Origin of the sequence: Cupriavidus gilardii (assembly GCF_008801915.1) — a bacterium.
Lineage (GTDB): Bacteria > Pseudomonadota > Gammaproteobacteria > Burkholderiales > Burkholderiaceae > Cupriavidus > Cupriavidus gilardii.
The window spans coordinates 27,544-44,656 of the sequence record NZ_VZOV01000024.1; the positions used below are offsets into that span (position 1 = coordinate 27,544).

General features: G+C 68.4%; 16 protein-coding genes. 4 read left to right on the forward strand and 12 right to left on the reverse strand.

Annotated elements, in window-relative coordinates; genetic code table 11:
- The first annotated feature begins 414 nt into the window (after nucleotides 1-414).
- Nucleotides 415-1,734, forward strand: coding sequence for a lysophospholipid transporter LplT (gene lplT / locus F7Q96_RS21835; protein WP_053821641.1), 1,320 nt, complete (start codon nucleotides 415-417; stop codon nucleotides 1,732-1,734).
- A 132-nt stretch (nucleotides 1,735-1,866) separates the two neighbouring features.
- Here lplT and F7Q96_RS21840 read toward each other — a convergent pair whose 3' ends face one another.
- Genes F7Q96_RS21840 through tsaB form a run of 4 tightly spaced genes read right to left on the reverse strand, consistent with a single transcriptional unit; the run spans nucleotide 1,867 to nucleotide 5,408 of the window.
- The gene (locus tag F7Q96_RS21840; RefSeq protein ID WP_053823061.1) at nucleotides 1,867-3,057 is read right to left on the reverse strand and encodes a DUF1853 family protein; all 1,191 of its coding nucleotides are present in this window, start codon (nucleotides 3,055-3,057) and stop codon (nucleotides 1,867-1,869) included.
- Nucleotides 3,038-4,042 carry a uracil-DNA glycosylase gene (locus tag F7Q96_RS21845; RefSeq protein WP_151023278.1) on the reverse strand — a complete coding sequence of 335 codons (1,005 nt, stop codon included), beginning with the start codon at nucleotides 4,040-4,042 and terminating at the stop codon, nucleotides 3,038-3,040. Before F7Q96_RS21845 ends, F7Q96_RS21840 begins: the two co-directional genes overlap by 20 nt.
- A complete protein-coding gene (rimI, locus tag F7Q96_RS21850; protein ID WP_053821640.1) occupies nucleotides 4,039-4,620 on the reverse strand; it encodes a ribosomal protein S18-alanine N-acetyltransferase in 582 nt (193 codons plus the stop codon). The genes F7Q96_RS21845 and rimI overlap by 4 nt, the downstream gene beginning before the upstream one ends.
- Nucleotides 4,617-5,408: a tRNA (adenosine(37)-N6)-threonylcarbamoyltransferase complex dimerization subunit type 1 TsaB gene (gene tsaB, locus F7Q96_RS21855; RefSeq protein ID WP_053821639.1), complete on the reverse strand. Its 792-nt coding sequence runs from the start codon at nucleotides 5,406-5,408 to the stop codon at nucleotides 4,617-4,619. Before tsaB ends, rimI begins: the two co-directional genes overlap by 4 nt.
- A gap of 118 nt (nucleotides 5,409-5,526) precedes the next feature.
- On the opposite strand from tsaB, the gene F7Q96_RS21860 reads away from it, so the two are divergent.
- Entirely contained in the window at nucleotides 5,527-5,796 is a 270-nt protein-coding gene (locus tag F7Q96_RS21860; RefSeq protein WP_053821638.1) for an acyl-CoA-binding protein, read from the forward strand.
- Nucleotides 5,797-5,911: 115 nt separating this feature from the next.
- Here the strand turns inward: F7Q96_RS21860 and F7Q96_RS21865 are convergent, their stop codons facing one another.
- The 4 genes from F7Q96_RS21865 to F7Q96_RS21880 form a co-directional block, all read right to left on the reverse strand.
- Nucleotides 5,912-7,405, reverse strand: a complete 1,494-nt coding sequence (locus tag F7Q96_RS21865; RefSeq protein ID WP_390885757.1) for a DHA2 family efflux MFS transporter permease subunit — start codon at nucleotides 7,403-7,405, stop codon at nucleotides 5,912-5,914.
- Nucleotides 7,402-7,872, reverse strand: a complete 471-nt coding sequence (locus tag F7Q96_RS21870; RefSeq protein ID WP_053821636.1) for an SRPBCC family protein — start codon at nucleotides 7,870-7,872, stop codon at nucleotides 7,402-7,404. The genes F7Q96_RS21865 and F7Q96_RS21870 overlap by 4 nt, the downstream gene beginning before the upstream one ends.
- Before the next feature lie 152 nt (nucleotides 7,873-8,024).
- Nucleotides 8,025-9,611, reverse strand: coding sequence for a malate synthase A (gene aceB / locus F7Q96_RS21875; protein WP_053821635.1), 1,587 nt, complete (start codon nucleotides 9,609-9,611; stop codon nucleotides 8,025-8,027).
- Between the two features lie 46 nt (nucleotides 9,612-9,657).
- Nucleotides 9,658-10,368, reverse strand: a complete 711-nt coding sequence (locus F7Q96_RS21880) for a haloacid dehalogenase type II (protein ID WP_053821634.1) — start codon at nucleotides 10,366-10,368, stop codon at nucleotides 9,658-9,660.
- A gap of 249 nt (nucleotides 10,369-10,617) precedes the next feature.
- Between F7Q96_RS21880 and F7Q96_RS21885 the strand changes: the two genes are divergently transcribed.
- Together F7Q96_RS21885 and F7Q96_RS21890 are read left to right on the forward strand one after the other, a co-directional pair.
- The gene (locus F7Q96_RS21885) at nucleotides 10,618-11,568 is read left to right on the forward strand and encodes a LysR family transcriptional regulator (protein WP_053821633.1); all 951 of its coding nucleotides are present in this window, start codon (nucleotides 10,618-10,620) and stop codon (nucleotides 11,566-11,568) included.
- Between the two features lie 143 nt (nucleotides 11,569-11,711).
- Complete coding sequence (locus F7Q96_RS21890; protein ID WP_006576556.1) at nucleotides 11,712-12,146, forward strand: universal stress protein; 435 nt, start codon at nucleotides 11,712-11,714, stop codon at nucleotides 12,144-12,146.
- 181 nt (nucleotides 12,147-12,327) lie between these two features.
- Here F7Q96_RS21890 and aceA read toward each other — a convergent pair whose 3' ends face one another.
- From aceA to F7Q96_RS21910, 4 genes are all read right to left on the reverse strand, one after another.
- On the reverse strand, nucleotides 12,328-13,620 hold the full coding sequence (gene aceA, locus F7Q96_RS21895; protein ID WP_053821632.1) for an isocitrate lyase: 1,293 nt from the start codon (nucleotides 13,618-13,620) through the stop codon (nucleotides 12,328-12,330).
- A gap of 346 nt (nucleotides 13,621-13,966) precedes the next feature.
- Entirely contained in the window at nucleotides 13,967-14,479 is a 513-nt protein-coding gene (gene rraA, locus F7Q96_RS21900; protein ID WP_053821631.1) for a ribonuclease E activity regulator RraA, read from the reverse strand.
- 166 nt (nucleotides 14,480-14,645) lie between these two features.
- The gene (locus F7Q96_RS21905; protein ID WP_053821630.1) at nucleotides 14,646-15,461 is read right to left on the reverse strand and encodes a LytR/AlgR family response regulator transcription factor; all 816 of its coding nucleotides are present in this window, start codon (nucleotides 15,459-15,461) and stop codon (nucleotides 14,646-14,648) included.
- A 116-nt stretch (nucleotides 15,462-15,577) separates the two neighbouring features.
- Nucleotides 15,578-16,786 (reverse strand): sensor histidine kinase, encoded by a 1,209-nt coding sequence (locus F7Q96_RS21910; RefSeq protein WP_053821629.1) that lies wholly within the window; start codon nucleotides 16,784-16,786, stop codon nucleotides 15,578-15,580.
- Nucleotides 16,787-17,113 lie beyond the last annotated feature (327 nt).

Genomic DNA, 17,113 nt, shown 5'->3' on the forward strand with positions numbered 1-17,113 from the left:
GCGGGAACACCGCGGATTGACCGGGGCGTTCGGCATCCATGCGCGGCAGCACACCGAAGGGGCACCGCGTAGACCGTTATTTGACCACATTGGTTCGGCAATTCCCGGGAATCCGCTCCGGAGCGAATGGTCAAATCGGGTCAATTTGCGGTCTTCCCTTCTTCGGAATTGAAAGACTTTCGTGATATAAAGCCGGACGTTCCGGCCATGTTTCAAAAGTGATTCAATATGACGGGTCACGTCAGGTACGTACACGCCCCCGCCACGCCGAACCGGACCCGGCGCGGGCGACCCGTGCGTCCCGGGCCTCCTTTTGGCACGGCCGCCGTTCACCCCCTCCGCACGATGCCGACGGCCGTTGGCGCGGGCACGCCAGTAGCGCAAGGAAATCGCGATGGAGACAGAGTCCAAGGTATGAAGAAGGGTTTTTACACCATCATGGCCGCGCAGTTCTTTTCTTCGCTGGCCGACAACGCTCTGCTCATCGCCGCCATTGCCCTCCTCGCCGAATTGCACTCCCCGCAGTGGATGACCCCGCTGCTCAAGCTGTTCTTCGTGCTGTCCTATGTCGTGCTGGCCGCCTTCGTCGGCGCCTTTGCCGACTCGATGCCCAAGGGCAAGGTGATGTTCATCACCAACACGATCAAGATCGCCGGCTGCGCGATCATGATGTTCGGGCTGCACCCGCTGCTGGCCTATGGCGTGGTCGGCTTCGGCGCGGCGGCCTATTCGCCGGCCAAGTACGGCATCCTGACCGAGCTGCTGCCGGCCGAGCGCCTGGTGGCCGCCAACGGCTGGATCGAGGGCCTGACGGTCGGCTCGATCATTCTGGGCACGGTGGTCGGCGGCGCGCTGATCTCGGTCAAGGTATCGAGCCTGATGCTGGCGATCGACCTGCCGTGGATCGAGACCGGCATCGATACGCCGGCCGAGGCGGCGATGGTGGTGATCATGCTGTTCTACGTGATCGCCGCGCTGTTCAACCTGTTCATCCCCGACACCGGCGCCCGCTATCCGCAGCAGGAAAAGAACCCGATCAAGCTGATCGCCGAGTTCGCCGACTGCTTCACCGCGCTATGGAAGGACAAGCTCGGCCAGATCTCGCTGGCGGTCACCACGCTGTTCTGGGGTGCCGGCGCGACGCTGCAGTTCATCGTGCTGAAGTGGGCGGAAAAATCGCTCGGCCTGAACCTGTCGCAGGGCGCGCTGCTGCAGGCCGTGGTCGCGGTCGGCGTGGCGGTCGGCGCCATCATGGCGGCGATGCGCATCCCGCTGCGCAAGTCGCTGTCGGTGCTGCCGTTCGGCGTCGCGATGGGCGCGATCGTGATGCTGATGGCCTTCTACACCAAGGACGCGATGCCCGATGTCGCGCTGGACGTGCTGGGCATGCGGATGCCGCTGTATATGGCGATCGCCTATGTGTTCCTGATGGTGGTGGGCGGCATGTCGGGCTACTTCGTGGTGCCGATGAACGCGCTGCTGCAGCATCGCGGCCATGTGCTGCTGTCGGCGGGCCACTCGATCGCGGTGCAGAACTTCAACGAGAACGTTTCGGTGCTGCTGATGCTGTGCCTGTATGCGCTGCTGATCAAGCTGAACGTGCCGATCGGCATCGTGATCATCGCCTTCGGCATGTTTGTCTGCGGCACCATGCTGCTGGTGATGCGCCAGCATCGCAAGAATGTCCGGCTGTACAACTCGCTGGCGATGATCGGCGAGGACAAGCACCACTGAGACGGCGCCGGCCCGCCGTCGCCGCCGCGGACGCGGGAACCCGGTGGCCTGCGCAGAGACGGGCAAGGACGCCGGGTTCCCGCCTTCGCGGGAATGACGCGACGATCTAACGCGGCGATCTAACGCGGCGATCTAACGCGGCGGCTGCGCGATGCGCTGCCGCGCCCTCTCCTCCCATCCCGGCGGTACCACGAAGCCGCGCGAACGCTCGCGCCACCAGCCCGGCGCCAACGCGCCGGCCGGTTCCATCTCGCAGATCATCACCGGCGACTCGCGCCGCCAGGCCAGGTCGCGATGCGGCTCGGCGAAGCGCGCGGCCAACGCGTCGTGCAGCGTCTCGAACGGTTCGGTGTCGTGCTCGGGCACCAGCGCCGGCGACAGCCAGCGGGCGCGCGGCAGCCGATGCCAGCGTACCGGCGCTGCCGAGGCGGACGAAGCCGAGGCGGACGAAGCCGACCCGCCGACCCGCTGAGCCCATTGCTCCAGCGTCGACCACCAGCCGCGCAGATGGGCCGGATTGAGCCCGAGCGCGTCGAGGCCGGCCGGCATCCGCCCATCGCGATAGAACAGCCAGCCGAGCAGATAGATTTCGCTGCGATCGACGCGGCCGCCCAGCAGCGCCTCGGCCTCCGGCGTGCGCGACAGCGGCAGCTGGCGGCGGACGATATGCGACAGCTTGTCGCCGAGGCGGTCGACCAGGTTCGGGCCGACGAAGGCCTGCAGCCAGGCAGTGCGCTCGGCGGGCGCCGCCGCGTCTGGCGCATCCCCGCCGGGCTCCACCAGCAGATAGAACTTGGCCGCCATCTCCCAGTGCACCAGCTGGCCGGCACCGCCTGCGCCAGCCGTACTCTGCCGCCAGACGAAGTCCAGCTCGCCCAGCGTCTGCACGCCGTGCGCGCCATGCCGGCGCACCGGCAGATTGGACGCGACCAGCTCGATACCGTCGCCGTGCTCCAGCGCGAAATGCAGCAGCCGTTCGGCATGCCGGCCCAGCCGCAGGCTGCGCGCGGCCGGAGCCAGCGCCTGGACGGCGCCGGGCAAGGCGGACAGTTCCTCGATCGTGGGCGGCAGCTGCCGGGGATCGGCGGCGGCCAGCCAGCGCTGCCAGGCCGCGAGGGCGGCGGGCGGCCAGCTCGCCAGCGCCGCGCCGCCCCCTTCGGCGAGCGCGGCCAGCGCGGCGACATCGCGCGGCAAGCCGCTCAGCAGCGGCGGCGCCAGCGTGCACCAGGCCAGATCGCGCACGCGCGCCGACGTGGCGGCGCGCCACAGCGGCTCGGCCGTGGTCGCGCCGGCGCCGGCCAGTTCAGTGACCGGCTCCCGCATCGCCGCCGCCGGCAACGCCGGCCCGTGATAGGTCGCGCAACGGGGAATCGTGCTGCCCGGAATCCAGCAGATCGGCCGGCGCGGCCGGATCGCTCTGCCGATAGACATCGCGCGCCAGGCACAGGTCTTCCCAGGCACGCGCCTTGTCGGAGAGCGTGCGCAGCAGGTAGGCCGGGTGGTAGGTCACCACCACCGGGATGCCCTCGTAGCGATGCACCGTGCCGCGCAGCTTGCTGATCGGCGTGGTGGTGCGCAGCAGCGTCTGCGCGGCGAAACGGCCCAGCACGACGATCAGGCGCGGACGCACCAGGGCGATCTGCCGGCGCAGGAAGGGCTCGCACTGCTCGACCTCGGCCGGCTCGGGATTGCGGTTGCCCGGCGGCCGGCACTTCAGCACGTTGGCGATGAACACGTTGCGCCCGCGCGCCAGCTGCAGCGACGCCAGCATGTTGTCGAGCAGCTTGCCGGCCTGGCCGACGAAGGGCTCGCCCTGACGGTCCTCGTTCTCGCCCGGGGCCTCGCCGACCAGCATCCAGTCGGCCTCGCGATCGCCGACGCCGAACACCGTGCGGGTCCGCGTGCCGCACAGCTGGCAGGCGGTGCAGCCGGCCACGCGCGCTTCCAGCGCCTGCCAGTCGAGCGTGGCAAGGTCGTCCGCGGGCTGCGCGACCGACTCGCCGAGCGGCAGCCGCAAGCCGTCGTCGGCAACGATCGGAATGACCGGCTGGCGTGGCGTCGGCGCGGGGGCGGGGGCGGTCGTCGCGCGGGCAGCGTCGAGGCGCGGCGCCTGATGGTCCGGCGCTGGATGGTCCGGCGCTGGATGGCTCGGCGCTGGATGGCTCGGTCCTTCGAAGCCTGTCGCTTGCCGCTCCGGCAGCCCCGTTGCCGCCGCGGCCTCGGGCTCCGCCTGAACCGCCGCGGCATGCCGCGGCACCCATTCGGTGCCGATGCCGAGCGCCTCCAGAAACAACGCGCGCCGGTTCATGCCGATGCCTCCCGCGGGCCGTCCTGCGTGCCGTCCTGTGCGCCGTCAAGGGCCGTGTCCCAGCGGCGCCGCAGCACCAGTGCGTCCTCGCGTCCGTCGGCGGCCGGGTAATAGCCCTTGCGCCGGCCGATCGTCTCGAAACCGGCGGCCTCGTACAGCGCCAGCGCGGCGGTATTCGACGGCCTGACTTCGAGCAGCACATTGGGCAGCCGATGCTGATGCGCGGTGGCCAGCGCCACCGCCAGCAGCAGCTTGCCGAGTCCCTGCCGATGGCGCGCCGGCTCGATCGTGATATTGAGCAGGTGCATCTCGTCGACCACCGGCATCAGCACCGCGTAGCCGGCCAGCTGCCCGGCCGGGTCGCGCAGCGTCAGGCCGATATGGCCGGCCTTGACCGAGTTCTCGAAATTGCCGCGGGTCCAGGGGTGGGTATAGGCGCGCTGCTCGATGTCGACCACCGCGTCGAGGTCGCGCGCGGTCATCCGGGCCAGCGCCCAGCCGCTCGGCAACACCGGCATGGCCGGCACCGCGGGCCAGGGGACGGCGCGGGCACGGCTGTCGCCGAGCGCGGCGCTCATTGCCGCTCTCCGGTCGCTGCCAGCGACGCGCGGCCGGCCGCCGCGGCCTGGCGCTCGGCGACGGTCTGCGCGACCTTGTCGCGCAGATACAGCGGCGCCGCATCGGCCGCCGCCACGGTTTCGCCGCGCGTCAGCGCACGCTGCGCCAGCGCCACCACTGCGGCCGCGTGCGGCATCGCGTCGGGGATCGTGCGCGCGGCCTGCGCGGCGGCGTGCAATCGTTCGCCATGGACCGTGACGCCGTTGCCGGCCAGCCAGAATGTCGCGGACGGCGCCTGCACCGCCTCGGGCGGGACCACGCCCATCGGACCGGCCTGGTGCCATTCGCCGCGGGCCGCGTCCCAGCCGAACAGCCCGGTGTAGACCTCGTCCATGCGCGCGTCCAGCGCGACCAGCACCGGCATGCCGGCGGGCAGCGGCTCGGCCGTGGCGTCGCCCTCCAGCGCGGCCCCGGGCACGCCGCGCACGCGCTCGGCGCAGGCCATCAGCGTATTGACGGGAACGACCGGCAGATCGGCGCCGAAGGCCAGACCCTGGGCGATGCCGCAGGCGGTGCGCAGGCCGGTGAACGAGCCCGGGCCCGCGCCGAAGGCGATCGCGGCACAATCGGCCAGCCGGATGCCGGCCTCGGCCAGCAGTTCGCCCGCGGCGGGCAGAACCCGGCCCGACGAGCGCGGACCGGTCTGTTCGTGGCGGGCCAGGCAGCGCAGGCCGCCGGCTGGCGAGGCGTGGCCGAGCGCGACCGAACACCACTCGGTGGAGGTTTCAACGGCAAGAATCCATGACATGCCGCGATTGTATCCGCTGGCCGCCGAACCGAAGCCGTCCTCGGTTTTTTCCGGGCCGGATCGGCGGCACCCGCGGCTATCATCGCGGGTCGATCCCCCTCACCGTCCCGGAGTCCCCATGAGCGACCTGCAGCAGCGCTTCGAGCAAGCGCAGAACGACGTCAAGCAACTGTCCGAACGCCCCAGCAACATGACGCTGCTGCGCCTGTACGCGCTGTACAAGCAAGGCAGCGAGGGTGACGCCCATGGCGACAAGCCCGGCATGACCGACTTCGTCGGCCGCTACAAGTTCGAGGCGTGGGAAACGCTGAAGGGCACCAGCCAGCAAGAGGCGATGCAGAAGTACATCGAGCTGGTCGAGGAGCTGAAGTCGGGCGCGGCGAGCTGACCCTTGGCGTACCGTCGTCCCCCCGCAGGCGGGGACCCGGCGGCTTCAACGCAAGACCGCCGGCACACGGAGCCCCGCCTGCGCGGGGCGCCGCGATCGGTCACTCGACAAGGCGCTACTGCCCCACCCGCTCCGGCTGCCGCCGCGGCCGGATCCGCCAGGCCGCGAGGATCGCGGTCGCGATCACCAGCCCGACCGCCAGGAAGGTTTCGTCGAACGCGCGGATGCGGGCCGCGGCATCGGCGCCGGCCTGATTGCCGGCCAGCAGCGCGCCATGCGACTCGAGCCGCCATTGCAGGCCGACGCCGGCCAGACTGACGCCGATCGCACCGCCCAGCTGCCGCACGAAGTTGATCACGCTCGAGCCCTGCGCGATCAGCGAGAAATCGACGCCCCGCATCGCACCCAGCGACAGCGACGGCAGGATGCAGCCCAGGCCGATGCGGCCCAGCACCGCCAGCGCGATCAGCACCACGTAGGGCGTCGTCAGCGAGCCCAGCGCCATCAACAGGAACGACGCGGCCAGCAGCGCGAGGCCGGCCGACACCTGGATATGCGGCGGCACGCGGCTGGTCAGCCGTCCGGCCAGGGCGATGGTCACGGCCAGCGCAATGCCGGCCGGCAGCAGCACGAAGCCCGCCTGCGACGGCGAGTACTGCAGCGCCATCTGCATATAGACCGGCAGCAGATAGGTCGAACCGAACAGTCCGGCGCCATAGATGAAGGCGACCACCGCACCGGCCGAAAACTGCCGATAGCTGTACAACCGCATGTTCATCAGCGGGTCCGACGCGCGCAGCTGCCACAGCACGAACAGCACCAGCAGCAGCACGCCGAGCCCCGACAGCAGCATGCCGGTGGCCGTGTCCTCGCGCAGCTCGACCAGGCCGTTCAGCAGCATCACCGTGGCGACCCCGGCCAGCGCCAGCCCCTGCCAGTCGAGCGGCTTGCGCTCGCCCATCATCGCCGAATCGATCGCCATGAAGCGGCGCGCCATCAGTCCGGCGACGATCGTCAGCGGCACCACCACGAAGAAGATCGAGCGCCAGCCGAACGATTCGACCAGGAAGCCGCCCAGGCTCGGCCCCAGCGCCGGCGCCAGCACCACGCCGAAGCCGAACATGCCCATCGCCCGGCCCTGCTCGCGTTCCTCGAACACGCGCAGGATCAGGATATTGGGCAGCGGCTGCATGATGCCCGCGGCGATGCCTTCGGCCACGCGCATCGCGATCATCACGCCATAGCTGGGCGAGAAGCCGCCGACCAGCCCGCCGACGCCAAGCAGCACCGCCGCGCCGAGAAAGGTGCGGCGCAGGCCGTAGCGGTTCAGCAGCCATGGGGTCAGCAGCATCGCCAGCGTCATCGCGATCATGAAGCTGGCCGCGACCCATTGCGCGCGCTCCTGCCCCAGCCCGAAATGCCGGCTCAGGTCCGGCACCGCGACGTTGACGATGGTCGACGACACGATCGACGACATCGTGCCGATCATCAGCGTGACCAGCACCAGCCAGCGCAGCTTGTCGCCATAGCGCTCGCGCAGCTGGGCGCGCGTGGGGGCGCTGCGGGCGCGGCCGTCGCCGCCGCGCGGCGGCAAGGCGTCCTCGCTCACCCGAGCCTGCCGGTGCTGGCCAGTTCGCGGATCTTGCGGACCGTATCGAGATCGGCCTCGTGATAGGCCGACTTGACGATCTCGGCGTAGCGGTCGTCGCCGCTGGCGTCGACGGCCGGCATCGTCGTCTCGTAGGTAAAGCGCAACAGCAACGCGCCGGGGCCCGGCGTCTCGACCGTCATCGTCAGCGTGCCGCCGGCATGGTCGGCGGTGGCGGCGGTCTCGTAGCGGACCGAGCGGCGCGGTTCGAACACGACCCGGTCGCGAATCTGCGCGTTGCCGAAATGCAGCACGCGTTCGATCCAGTCGTCGCCGCGGCCCGTGATCTCGGCACGGTCCAGGCCCAGCACGAACAGCTCCGGCGACTGGCCGCGCAGTACCAGCCCCTGCCAGACCTGGTCCGCCGTCAGCGGTTCCAGCGCCGGCATGTTGGGGTCATTGATCTCTACCAGATGCTCGAAGCGCAACTTGATTCTCCCTCTTGCTCAAGCCGCCATTATGAGGGCCTCGCGCCGCAGCCGCATTCCGCAAAGCAAAAAGCCCGCGGATGCGGGCTTGTCCAAGGTGTGCGATCCACCAGTGATCCGCCCTCTCCCGCAAGCGGGAGAGGGCAACGCCATCAGATCTCCTCGTACAGCGGCAGCGTCAGGAATTCGGCGAACGATTCCGACGTCGACATCTGTTCGAAGATCTCGGCGGCGCGGTCGTAGGTCTTCGTGTCGCCACCGACCACTTCCTTGACCTTGGCCAGTTCTTCCGGAATCAGCGCGCGCACCATCTCGGCGGTCACCTTGCGGCCGTCCTCCAGCACGCCCTTCGGCGAGCGGATCCACTGCCAGACCTGCGAACGCGAGATCTCGGCGGTGGCGGCGTCTTCCATCAGGTTGTGGATCGGCACGCAGCCGTTGCCGGCCAGCCAGGCGCCCAGGTAATGGATGCCCACATTGATGTTCATGCGCAGGCCGCCTTCGGTGATCGGCGTCTCCGGCTGGAAGTTCAGCAGGTCGGCGCCGCTGACGTTGACATCCGGGCGCTGCTTGTCGAACTGGTTCGGCTTGTCGCCCAGCACCGCGACGAATTCCTTCATCGCCGGCTCGACCAGGCCCGGGTGAGCCACCCAGCCGCCGTCATAGCCGTCGGTCGCATCGCGGCGCTTGTCGCCGATGATGCCCTGCATCGCGATCTCGTTCTTCTCCGGATCGTTCTTGATCGGGATCAGCGCGCTCATGCCGCCGATCGCGGGCGCGCCGCGCTTGTGGCAGGTCTTGAGCAGCAGCAGCGCGTAGGCGCGCATGAACGGCGCGGTCATCGTGACCTTGGCGCGGTCGGCCAGGCAGAAGTTCTTGTCGGTCTTGAACTTCTTGATGCACGAGAAGATGTAGTCCCAGCGGCCGGCGTTCAGGCCCGCGCTGTGCTCGCGCAGCTCGTACAGGATCTCTTCCATCTCGAAGGCGGCCAGGATCGTCTCGATCAGCACGGTCGCCTTGATGGTGCCCTGCGGCAGGCCGATCTCGTTCTGCGCCATCACGAAGATGTCGTTCCACAGGCGCGCTTCCAGATGGCTTTCCATCTTCGGCAGATAGAAGAACGGACCGGCGCCGCGCGCGATCTGCTCCTTGGCGTTATGGAACAGGAACAGCGCGAAGTCCCAGATGCCGCCCGACACGCGCTGGCCGTCGATGGTCACGTGCTTCTCGTCCAGATGCCAGCCGCGCGGACGCACCTGCAGCGTGGCGATCTTGTCGTTCAGCTTGTAGACCTTGCCCTTGGCCTCGAGCGTCAGCGTGCGGCGCACGGCGGCCTTCAGGTTGACCTGGCCCTGCAGCTGGTTGTGCCAGTTCGGCGTGTTCGAATCCTCGAAGTCGGTCATGTAGCTGTCCGCGCCCGAGTTGAACGCGTTGATGACCATCTTGGCTTCGACCGGGCCGGTGATTTCGACGCGGCGGCATTCGAGCGCCTTCGGGATCGGCGCGATCTTCCAGTCGCCTTCGCGGATCGACCTGGTCTCCGGCAGGAAGTCGGGGCGCTCGCCCGCGTCCAGGCGCTTGGCGCGTTCGACGCGCGCGGCCAGCAGCTGCTGGCGGCGCGGCTCGAAGGCACGGTGCAGCTTGTCCACCAGGGCCAGCGCTTCCGGCGTGAGGATATCTTCGTAGGCCGGCAGGATTTCGCCGGTAATCTTCATGCCCGCAGGCAACGTGATGGCCATCAATGTTCTCCTGTGATCGATGGGGGTTGTGCCATGCCTGCCCTCTTCATCCATGCGCGACGGCGATGCCGCGTGCGCGCACGAAATCGAGCAGGTCGTTCATGTCGTGCCCGGTCCCGCTCGGCTCGGCGTCGAGCCGCTCCGCCGGGTGGCCGGCACGATTGATCCAGAACGTGGTGTAGCCGAACCAGGTCGCGCCGCACGCGTCCCAGCCGTTGGACGAGACAAACAGCATCTCGTGCGCCGGCACGCCGAAGGCCGCGGGACCGAGCGCATAGGCGGCCGGCGCGGTCTTGTACTGGCGCACCGCGTCGACCGACAGCACATGGTCGAACAGGCCCTGCATGCCGGCGCTCTTGACCGAGATGTCCAGCATCTCCGGATTGCCGTTGGACAGGATGCCCAGCGGCAGGCCGGCCGCGCGCAGGCGGCGCAGCGCGCCCAGGTTTTCCGGAAAGGCCGACAGGCACGCGTATTCCTTCAGCAGCTGCCCCTCGGCGGCGGCATCGAGCCGCAGATCCAGCCGCTGCGCCGCATAGCGCAGCGCGTCGACGGTGATCGCCCAGAACGGCTTGTACCAGGCCCCGTCGGGCGCCGCCATCGTGCGGATCCGCGTGTAGTCGATCTGGCGGTCGCGCCACAGCAGCGCCAGCGCCTCGCCCTTGCCGGGAAACAGCTGCTCCGCGCGCGCCGTGACGGAATACACGTCGAACAGCGTGCCATAGGCATCGAAGACGACGGCGCGGATCGGGTTCATAGCAGCAAGGACCAGGGGTTGGCGGCCGCGGCACAGGGCCGGCGTACCACGAATTCCGAGCATTGTAGGCAGGCGCTGCAGCGCGGCATAGCCGACCCGGGTCACTTGATCTTTTACTTTTGCGCTACTAATCTTGGCGAACCGCCGGAAGATCCGAAACCAATATCGGCTCCGGCCCGCCCATCCGCCGGCGCGCACGTACCGCCAAGATCGCTTTTTGTCGCGCCGGCCGCAAAACATCGGGGACACGTGGATCATTTCAAGCAACTGGCGACCTTCGTTTCGGTCGCCTCGCGCGGCAGCCTGTCGGCGGCCGCCACCGCCGAGGGCGTCGCGCCGGCCATCATCGGCCGCCGCATCGACGCGCTGGAGGAACGGCTCGGCGTCAAGCTGCTGGTGCGCACCACTCGCAAGATCACGCTGACCTTCGAGGGCTCGGCCTTCCTGGAGGACTGCCAGCGGATCCTGAACGATCTGCAGAACGCCGAGGCCAGCGTCTCGGCCGGCGGCGTCAAGGCCAGCGGCCATCTGCGCGTGACCGCACCCGCTGGCTTCGGCCGCAAGCACGTCGCGCCGGTAGTGCCGCTGTTCATCGAATCGCATCCGGACGTGACCATCACGCTGGACCTGTCGGACCGCGTGGTCGATCTGGTCAACGAGGGCTTCGACTGCGCGATCCGCCTGGGCGACCTGCCCGATTCGAGCCTGGTGTCGATCCGGCTGGCGGAGAACCGCCGCGTGGTGGTGGCCGCGCCGTCGTACCTGGCGCGGCGCGGCACGCCGCAGACGCCGGAAGAACTGGCGGCCCACAACTGCCTGGCCTTCGGCGCCAGCGCCAACGTGCAGCGCGGCTGGGTGTTCCAGCAGGACGGCCGCCCGGTCACGGTCAAGGTCGGCGGCAATATGGAATGCACCGACGGCGCGGTGCTGCATGCCTGGTGCCTGCAAGGGCATGGCTTGGCGTGGCGCTCGTGGTGGGAGGTCGGACACGAGATCGCGACCGGGCGCCTGGTTACCGTGCTCGACGAATTCCAGGCGCCGCCGATCGGCATCCATGCGGTGTTTCCCCAGCGCAAGCATCTGCCGCTGCGGGTGCGGCTGTTTATCGATCATCTGAAGAACACCTACGGCAATCCTGCCTACTGGCGCCGCGGCGAGCAGGCGCCGCTGCCCGCGGCCGACGAGCCGGTCGGTGCCTGACTCGGCACGACGAGCGTGCAAGGGTTCGCCCGCGATGCATTAGCCGCCACACTGGCTACAATGAAGTCAGCGCGGGTCGGTTCCTTCGCCCCGCTTCCGGTGCCCTCGGGCATGCCTTTGGACTCATCGCAAGGAGATCGGCCATGTTCAAGCACATCCTGCTCCCCACTGACGGTTCGGAGCTGTCCAAGAAAGCGATCGACGGCGGCATCGAACTGGCCAAAGCCATCGGTGCGCGGGTCACGGCCTATGTCTGCCTCGAGGAATATCCGTACACGCCGTTCAGCGAGATCGTGGTCGAGGCCCCGCAGGCCTTCAAGGACCGCATCGAGGCGCAGGCGCGCATCTACCTGAAGGAGGTCGAGACTGCCGCCACCGCGGCCGGTGTGCCATGCGACACCGATATGTCGACCTTCGCCGTGCCCTATCTGGGCATCATCGACGCGGCCGAACGGCATGGCTGCGACGTGATCTTCATGGCCTCGCACGGCCGCCGCGGCCTGTCCGGCCTGCTGCTCGGCAGCGAGACGCAGAAGGTGCTGACGCATACCGATATTCCGGTGATCGTCTACCGGTGAGTAAGGCCGGCCTGCCCAGCCACACGCTGCGATGATGTTCCCCCTCTCCCCACGGGGGAGAGGGTTGCGGAGAGGAGGTGGCTGCAGGAACCGCATCGGCCTGTGCGCCGCCGCCTTTCCTCTCCCCCAACCCCTCTCCCGCAAGCGGGAGAGGGAACCAGCACGCGCAAGTCTTACGACTTCAAGCCACCTTCTTGTCGAAGAACTGCTCGTCCTCGGTCGAGCCCTTCAGCGCGGTGGTCGACGACTGGCCGCCTTCGATGGTCTGCGTGACCGCGTCGAAGTAGCCGGTGCCGACTTCGCGCTGGTGCTTGACCGCGGTGAAGCCCTTCTCGGCCGCCTTGAACTCGGCCTCCTGCAGCTCGACGAACGCGCTCATCTGGTTGCGCGCATAGCCGTAGGCCAGGTTGAACATCGAGTAGTTCAGCGAGTGGAAGCCGGCCAGCGTGATGAACTGGAACTTGTAGCCCATCGCGCCCAGCTCCTTCTGGAACTTGGCGATGGTGGCGTCGTCCAGGTTCTTCTTCCAGTTGAACGACGGCGAGCAGTTGTAGGCCAGCAGCTTGCCCGGGAACCTGGCGTGCACGGCCTCGGCGAACTTCTTGGCGAACTCCAGATCCGGCTTGCCGGTTTCGCACCAGACCAGGTCGGCCACTTCCGCATAGGCCAGCGCACGCGCGATCGACTGCTCGATGCCGGGCCGGGTCCGGTAGAAGCCTTCGACGGTGCGCTCGCCAGTGCAGAACGGCTTGTCGCGATCGTCGATGTCCGAGGTCAGCAGATCGGCCGCTTCCGCATCGGTACGGGCGATCACCAGCGTCGGCACGCCCATCACGTCCGCCGCCAGGCGCGCGGCGGTCAGCTTGGCGACGGCCTCGCGGGTCGGCACCAGCACCTTGCCGCCCATGTGGCCGCACTTCTTGACCGAGGCGAGCTGGTCTTCGAAGTGCACGCCCGCGGCGCCCGCTTCGATCATCGCCTTCATCAGCTCGAACGCGTTCAGCACGCCGCCGAAGCCTGCCTCCGCGTCCGCCACGATCGGCGCAAAGAAATCGACATCACCCTTGCCCTCGCTCCACTGGATCTGGTCGGCGCGCTGGAAGGTGTTGTTGATGCGCTTGACCACCTGCGGCACCGAGTTGGCCGGATACAGCGACTGGTCCGGATACATCTCGCCGGCCAGGTTGGCGTCGCCGGCGACCTGCCAGCCCGACAGGTAGATCGCCTTCAGGCCGGCCTTGACCTGCTGCATCGCCTGGTTGCCGGTCAGCGCGCCCAGCGTGTTGACGAACGGCTCGGTATTGAGCAGATGCCACAGCTTCTCGGCGCCACGACGGGCCAGCGTGTGCTCGATCTGCACCGAGCCGCGCAGCCGCACCACGTCCTCGGCCGTGAAGTTGCGGCGGATACCCTTCCAGCGCGGGTTGGTTTCCCAGTCTTGCTTGAGCTTTTGTGCTTCGATTTCGCGGGACATGTCACTCTCCTGTTAATGGGGTTCGGCAAATCTTTGCGACGCGACCGGCCGGGGAGCCGGTCTGCCGACCTGGGCGCCGGTGCCGGTTTCAGCGTTCCGGAAGCGCCGCAAGTCATATGTCTTATATAAGAGTGTAGAGAAGCATCCCGCGACGCAACAAGGCTCGATGCGGCCTTCGCCGCAGATTTTTTATCCTTAAATTTCAGTATGTTATCGAAAACATTTCACGATACGGCAAGACCTTTCCCATCATGAGAAACGACGGTTGTGCCGCGCACCCATGTATTTTTGCGCATCAAAACGTCTTTCCGCATCGTGAAATTGTGTGCAAGGGCTGTCGGACGGCTCAGGCCGCCTTGCCCCCCTTGCCCAACTCCACGTCGGACACCAGCACACCGTCCTCGTCGGCGTAGATCCAGTTGCCCGGACGCACGACCGCGCCGGGCATCTGCAGCGCGACGTCGCGCTGCCCGCTGTTGCGCTTCTCGCTCTTGCGCGGATGCACGCCCAGCGCGCGGATGCCGATCTCGCAGTCGTTCAGCTCGACGGTGTCACGCACATAGCCGTTCAGCACGATGCCCGCCCAGCCGTTCTTCTGGCCAAGCTGGCCGAGATTGCCGCCGACCAGCGCGCAGCGCGCCGAACCGCCGGCGTCGACCACCAGCACCCTGCCCTGCCCCGGCGACTCGAGGGCCTCGCGCACCAGCGAGTTGTCCTCGAACACCTTCAGCGTCATGGCGGGACCGGCAAAGCGCGCGCGCTTGCCGAACGCCTGCCAGCCCGGCGTCAGCACGCGCAGCGAGCCGTCGGCCAGGCGAGCCTCGTGATCGTCGCAAAGGTCGGTGGTGGCGAAATCCATGGCAATTCACTCCTCGATCAGCAGGGAAATAAAGGGAAACAACGGGGAAACGACAAAAGGAAAGCGAAGGCGGCGCGACGCCCGGGTGCGCGCCGTGGTGCGGCGCAACCGGAGCATCATAGTGGAAAACCGCTGGGGAAACGGCGCATCGCGCGCCGGCCGCGCGTTACATCTGCTTGAACAGATAGGCGTACTGGCGCGCCACCGGCAGCGTCTCGGGGCGGTTGCGCAGCTTCAGCGCGAGGCGCCCCAGCGACTGGTTGACCGCGGCGGCGACGCAGTCGATGTTGACCACCGTGCCGCGATGGATCTGCCAGAAGCGGTCCGGATCGAGCTGCTGGGTCAGTTCGCGCAGGCTGGTGCGGATCAGCGCCTCGCCGCTGTTCGACACCACGTTGACGTACTTGTCGGTGGCCTCCAGATAGATCACCTCGTCGACCGGGATGATGCGCACCTCCTGGCCCACCAGCGCCTTGATGAAGCGCAGATACGGACCGCCGGTGCGCGCGATGGTGTCGCGGTCCAGCGCCTCCAGCCGGTTCAGCAGCTGCTCCAGCCGCTCGCCTTCGAGCGCGCCCGCCGAGGCGTTGCCGTCCATCGCCTGCGGCGGCATCGCCAGCCGCGTCTTCAGCCGGTTGACGGTGGCCTCCAGCCGCTCGCGCTGGATCGGCTTGAGCACGTAGTCGACCGCCGCGCTTTCGAAGGCTTCCAGCGCGAACTGGTCGTAGGCGGTGACGAACACCACCAGCGGCGCGCCGGGCTTGCCGAGCAGGTCGCGCGCCACCTCCATGCCGGTGATGCCGGGCATCCGGATATCGAGAAAGGCGACGCGCGGCGCGTGCTGGCGCACCGCCTCGAGCGCCGACACCCCGTCATGCACGGTCGCGACGACCTGCGCCTCGGGCCACAGGCTGGACAATTCGGCGTGCAACACGCGGGCGAGCAGCGGTTCGTCGTCGGCAATCAGCAAGGTCGGCGTCATCGTGGAATCGGTGGCAGTCGATCGATGGATCATCGACGGGCGCGAAGGAGATCGGCGACCGTCGGCGCTAACGGGGCGGGCGGCGGCAACACACGGCCCGGCCCGCGAAATCGGTATCAGGATCGGGGGACGACCGACGCGGCCGAGCCGGCCGGAATCGGCGGCACCGGCACCGCCGGCGCGGCCCCGCCCTGCGCCGCACCGCAACTGGCGGCCGGCGCCGGCACGCCCTGCGCGGCCGGCTTGCGCGTCACGGGCACGGTCAGCCGCACCACCACGCCGCTGGGCACGTTTTCCTCGATCTGCATCGTGGCCGCGGCGCCGAAGATGCGCGCCAGGCGTTCGCGTACATGGGTCAGTCCCAGGCCCGAGCCCTTGACCGGGGCCTGCGCGAAGCCGACGCCGGTATCGGCGATCGACACCTGTACGGCATTCTCGCCCTGGGCGCGCGCCGACACGGTGATGCGCCCGCCCGCCATGCACGGTTCGATGCCGTGCGTGACGGCGTTCTCGACCAGCGGCTGGATCAGCATCGGCGGAATCTCGACCTCGGCCAGATCGTCCGGCAGATCGAACTGATAGGACAGCCGCTGGCCGAAGCGCAGCCCCTGGATATCGAGATAGCTGCGCAGCAGCGCGAACTCCTGCTGCAGCGTGCATTGCTCCGCACGGGTATGGGCCAGCGAGCGCCGCAGGAAGCCGATCAGCCCCTGCAGCAGCTTGCGCGCGGCATGCGGATCGGTGGCGATCAGGCCGTCGAGGTGGGCCAGCGAATTGAACAGGAAGTGCGGTTCGATCTGCGCCTGCAGCGCCATCAGCTGCGCGCGCACCAGCTGCTTCTCGGCCTCCTCGCGCTGCAGCGCGTCGAGCGCGGCCTGGCGCTGCAGGAAGGCCAGGCGTTCGCGCGACCAGTAGAAGTAGATCATGCTGGTCGCCGCCAGCATCCCGACCACCAGGCACATCCGCAGCATGTCGTTGGCCTCTTCCATCGACTTGGGCGGCAGGTCCATCACCATCCGCGTCGCCCAGCTGCCGAACAGCACGCCCAGCGGCACCGCGGCGATCGCCAGCAGGATGAAGGGCCAGCCGGCCGGGCGCTCGTTGCGCCAGATCACCACGCGCGGAATATCGATCAGCGCCCAGATCGACAGGCCGATCAGCTGGCTATAGACGAAGTTCTTCAGGAAGGTGCCGCCGGTCTGGAAGCCCCAGGTCAGGCTGACCGCGATCACGCCGTTCATCACGAGCACGAACACCAGGTCGCGCCCCAGCAGCGTCAGGCGGGAGGGAATGGCGTGGGTGAAACAGCGGTGCGTCGATCTCATGTCGCCTCCGTCCTTCCACCGCCACCTCGGCGACGCGGGTGTGGGGAGGGACTGTTGCCTCATTCTAGCCGCCGCCCGCCGACGTTCCATGCGGCAGTGCGGCCCCCACCGCGGCATTCGCCAACTGTCCGGCGGATCGCACGCGGCACGGGATGACCGGCGATGCGGTGCAGCATGGCGCGCGGCCGCTGCATCGGACCGCATCCCGTGTCCGTGCGCGTAATGTAACCCGGGTGGCGGCGCGAATGAAACCCGGATGCGACGAACGGGCGGCCGGCGGCGCGAAGGGGCCGCTGCCGGGCCCGAACCGAACGCGGCGGGATCCAC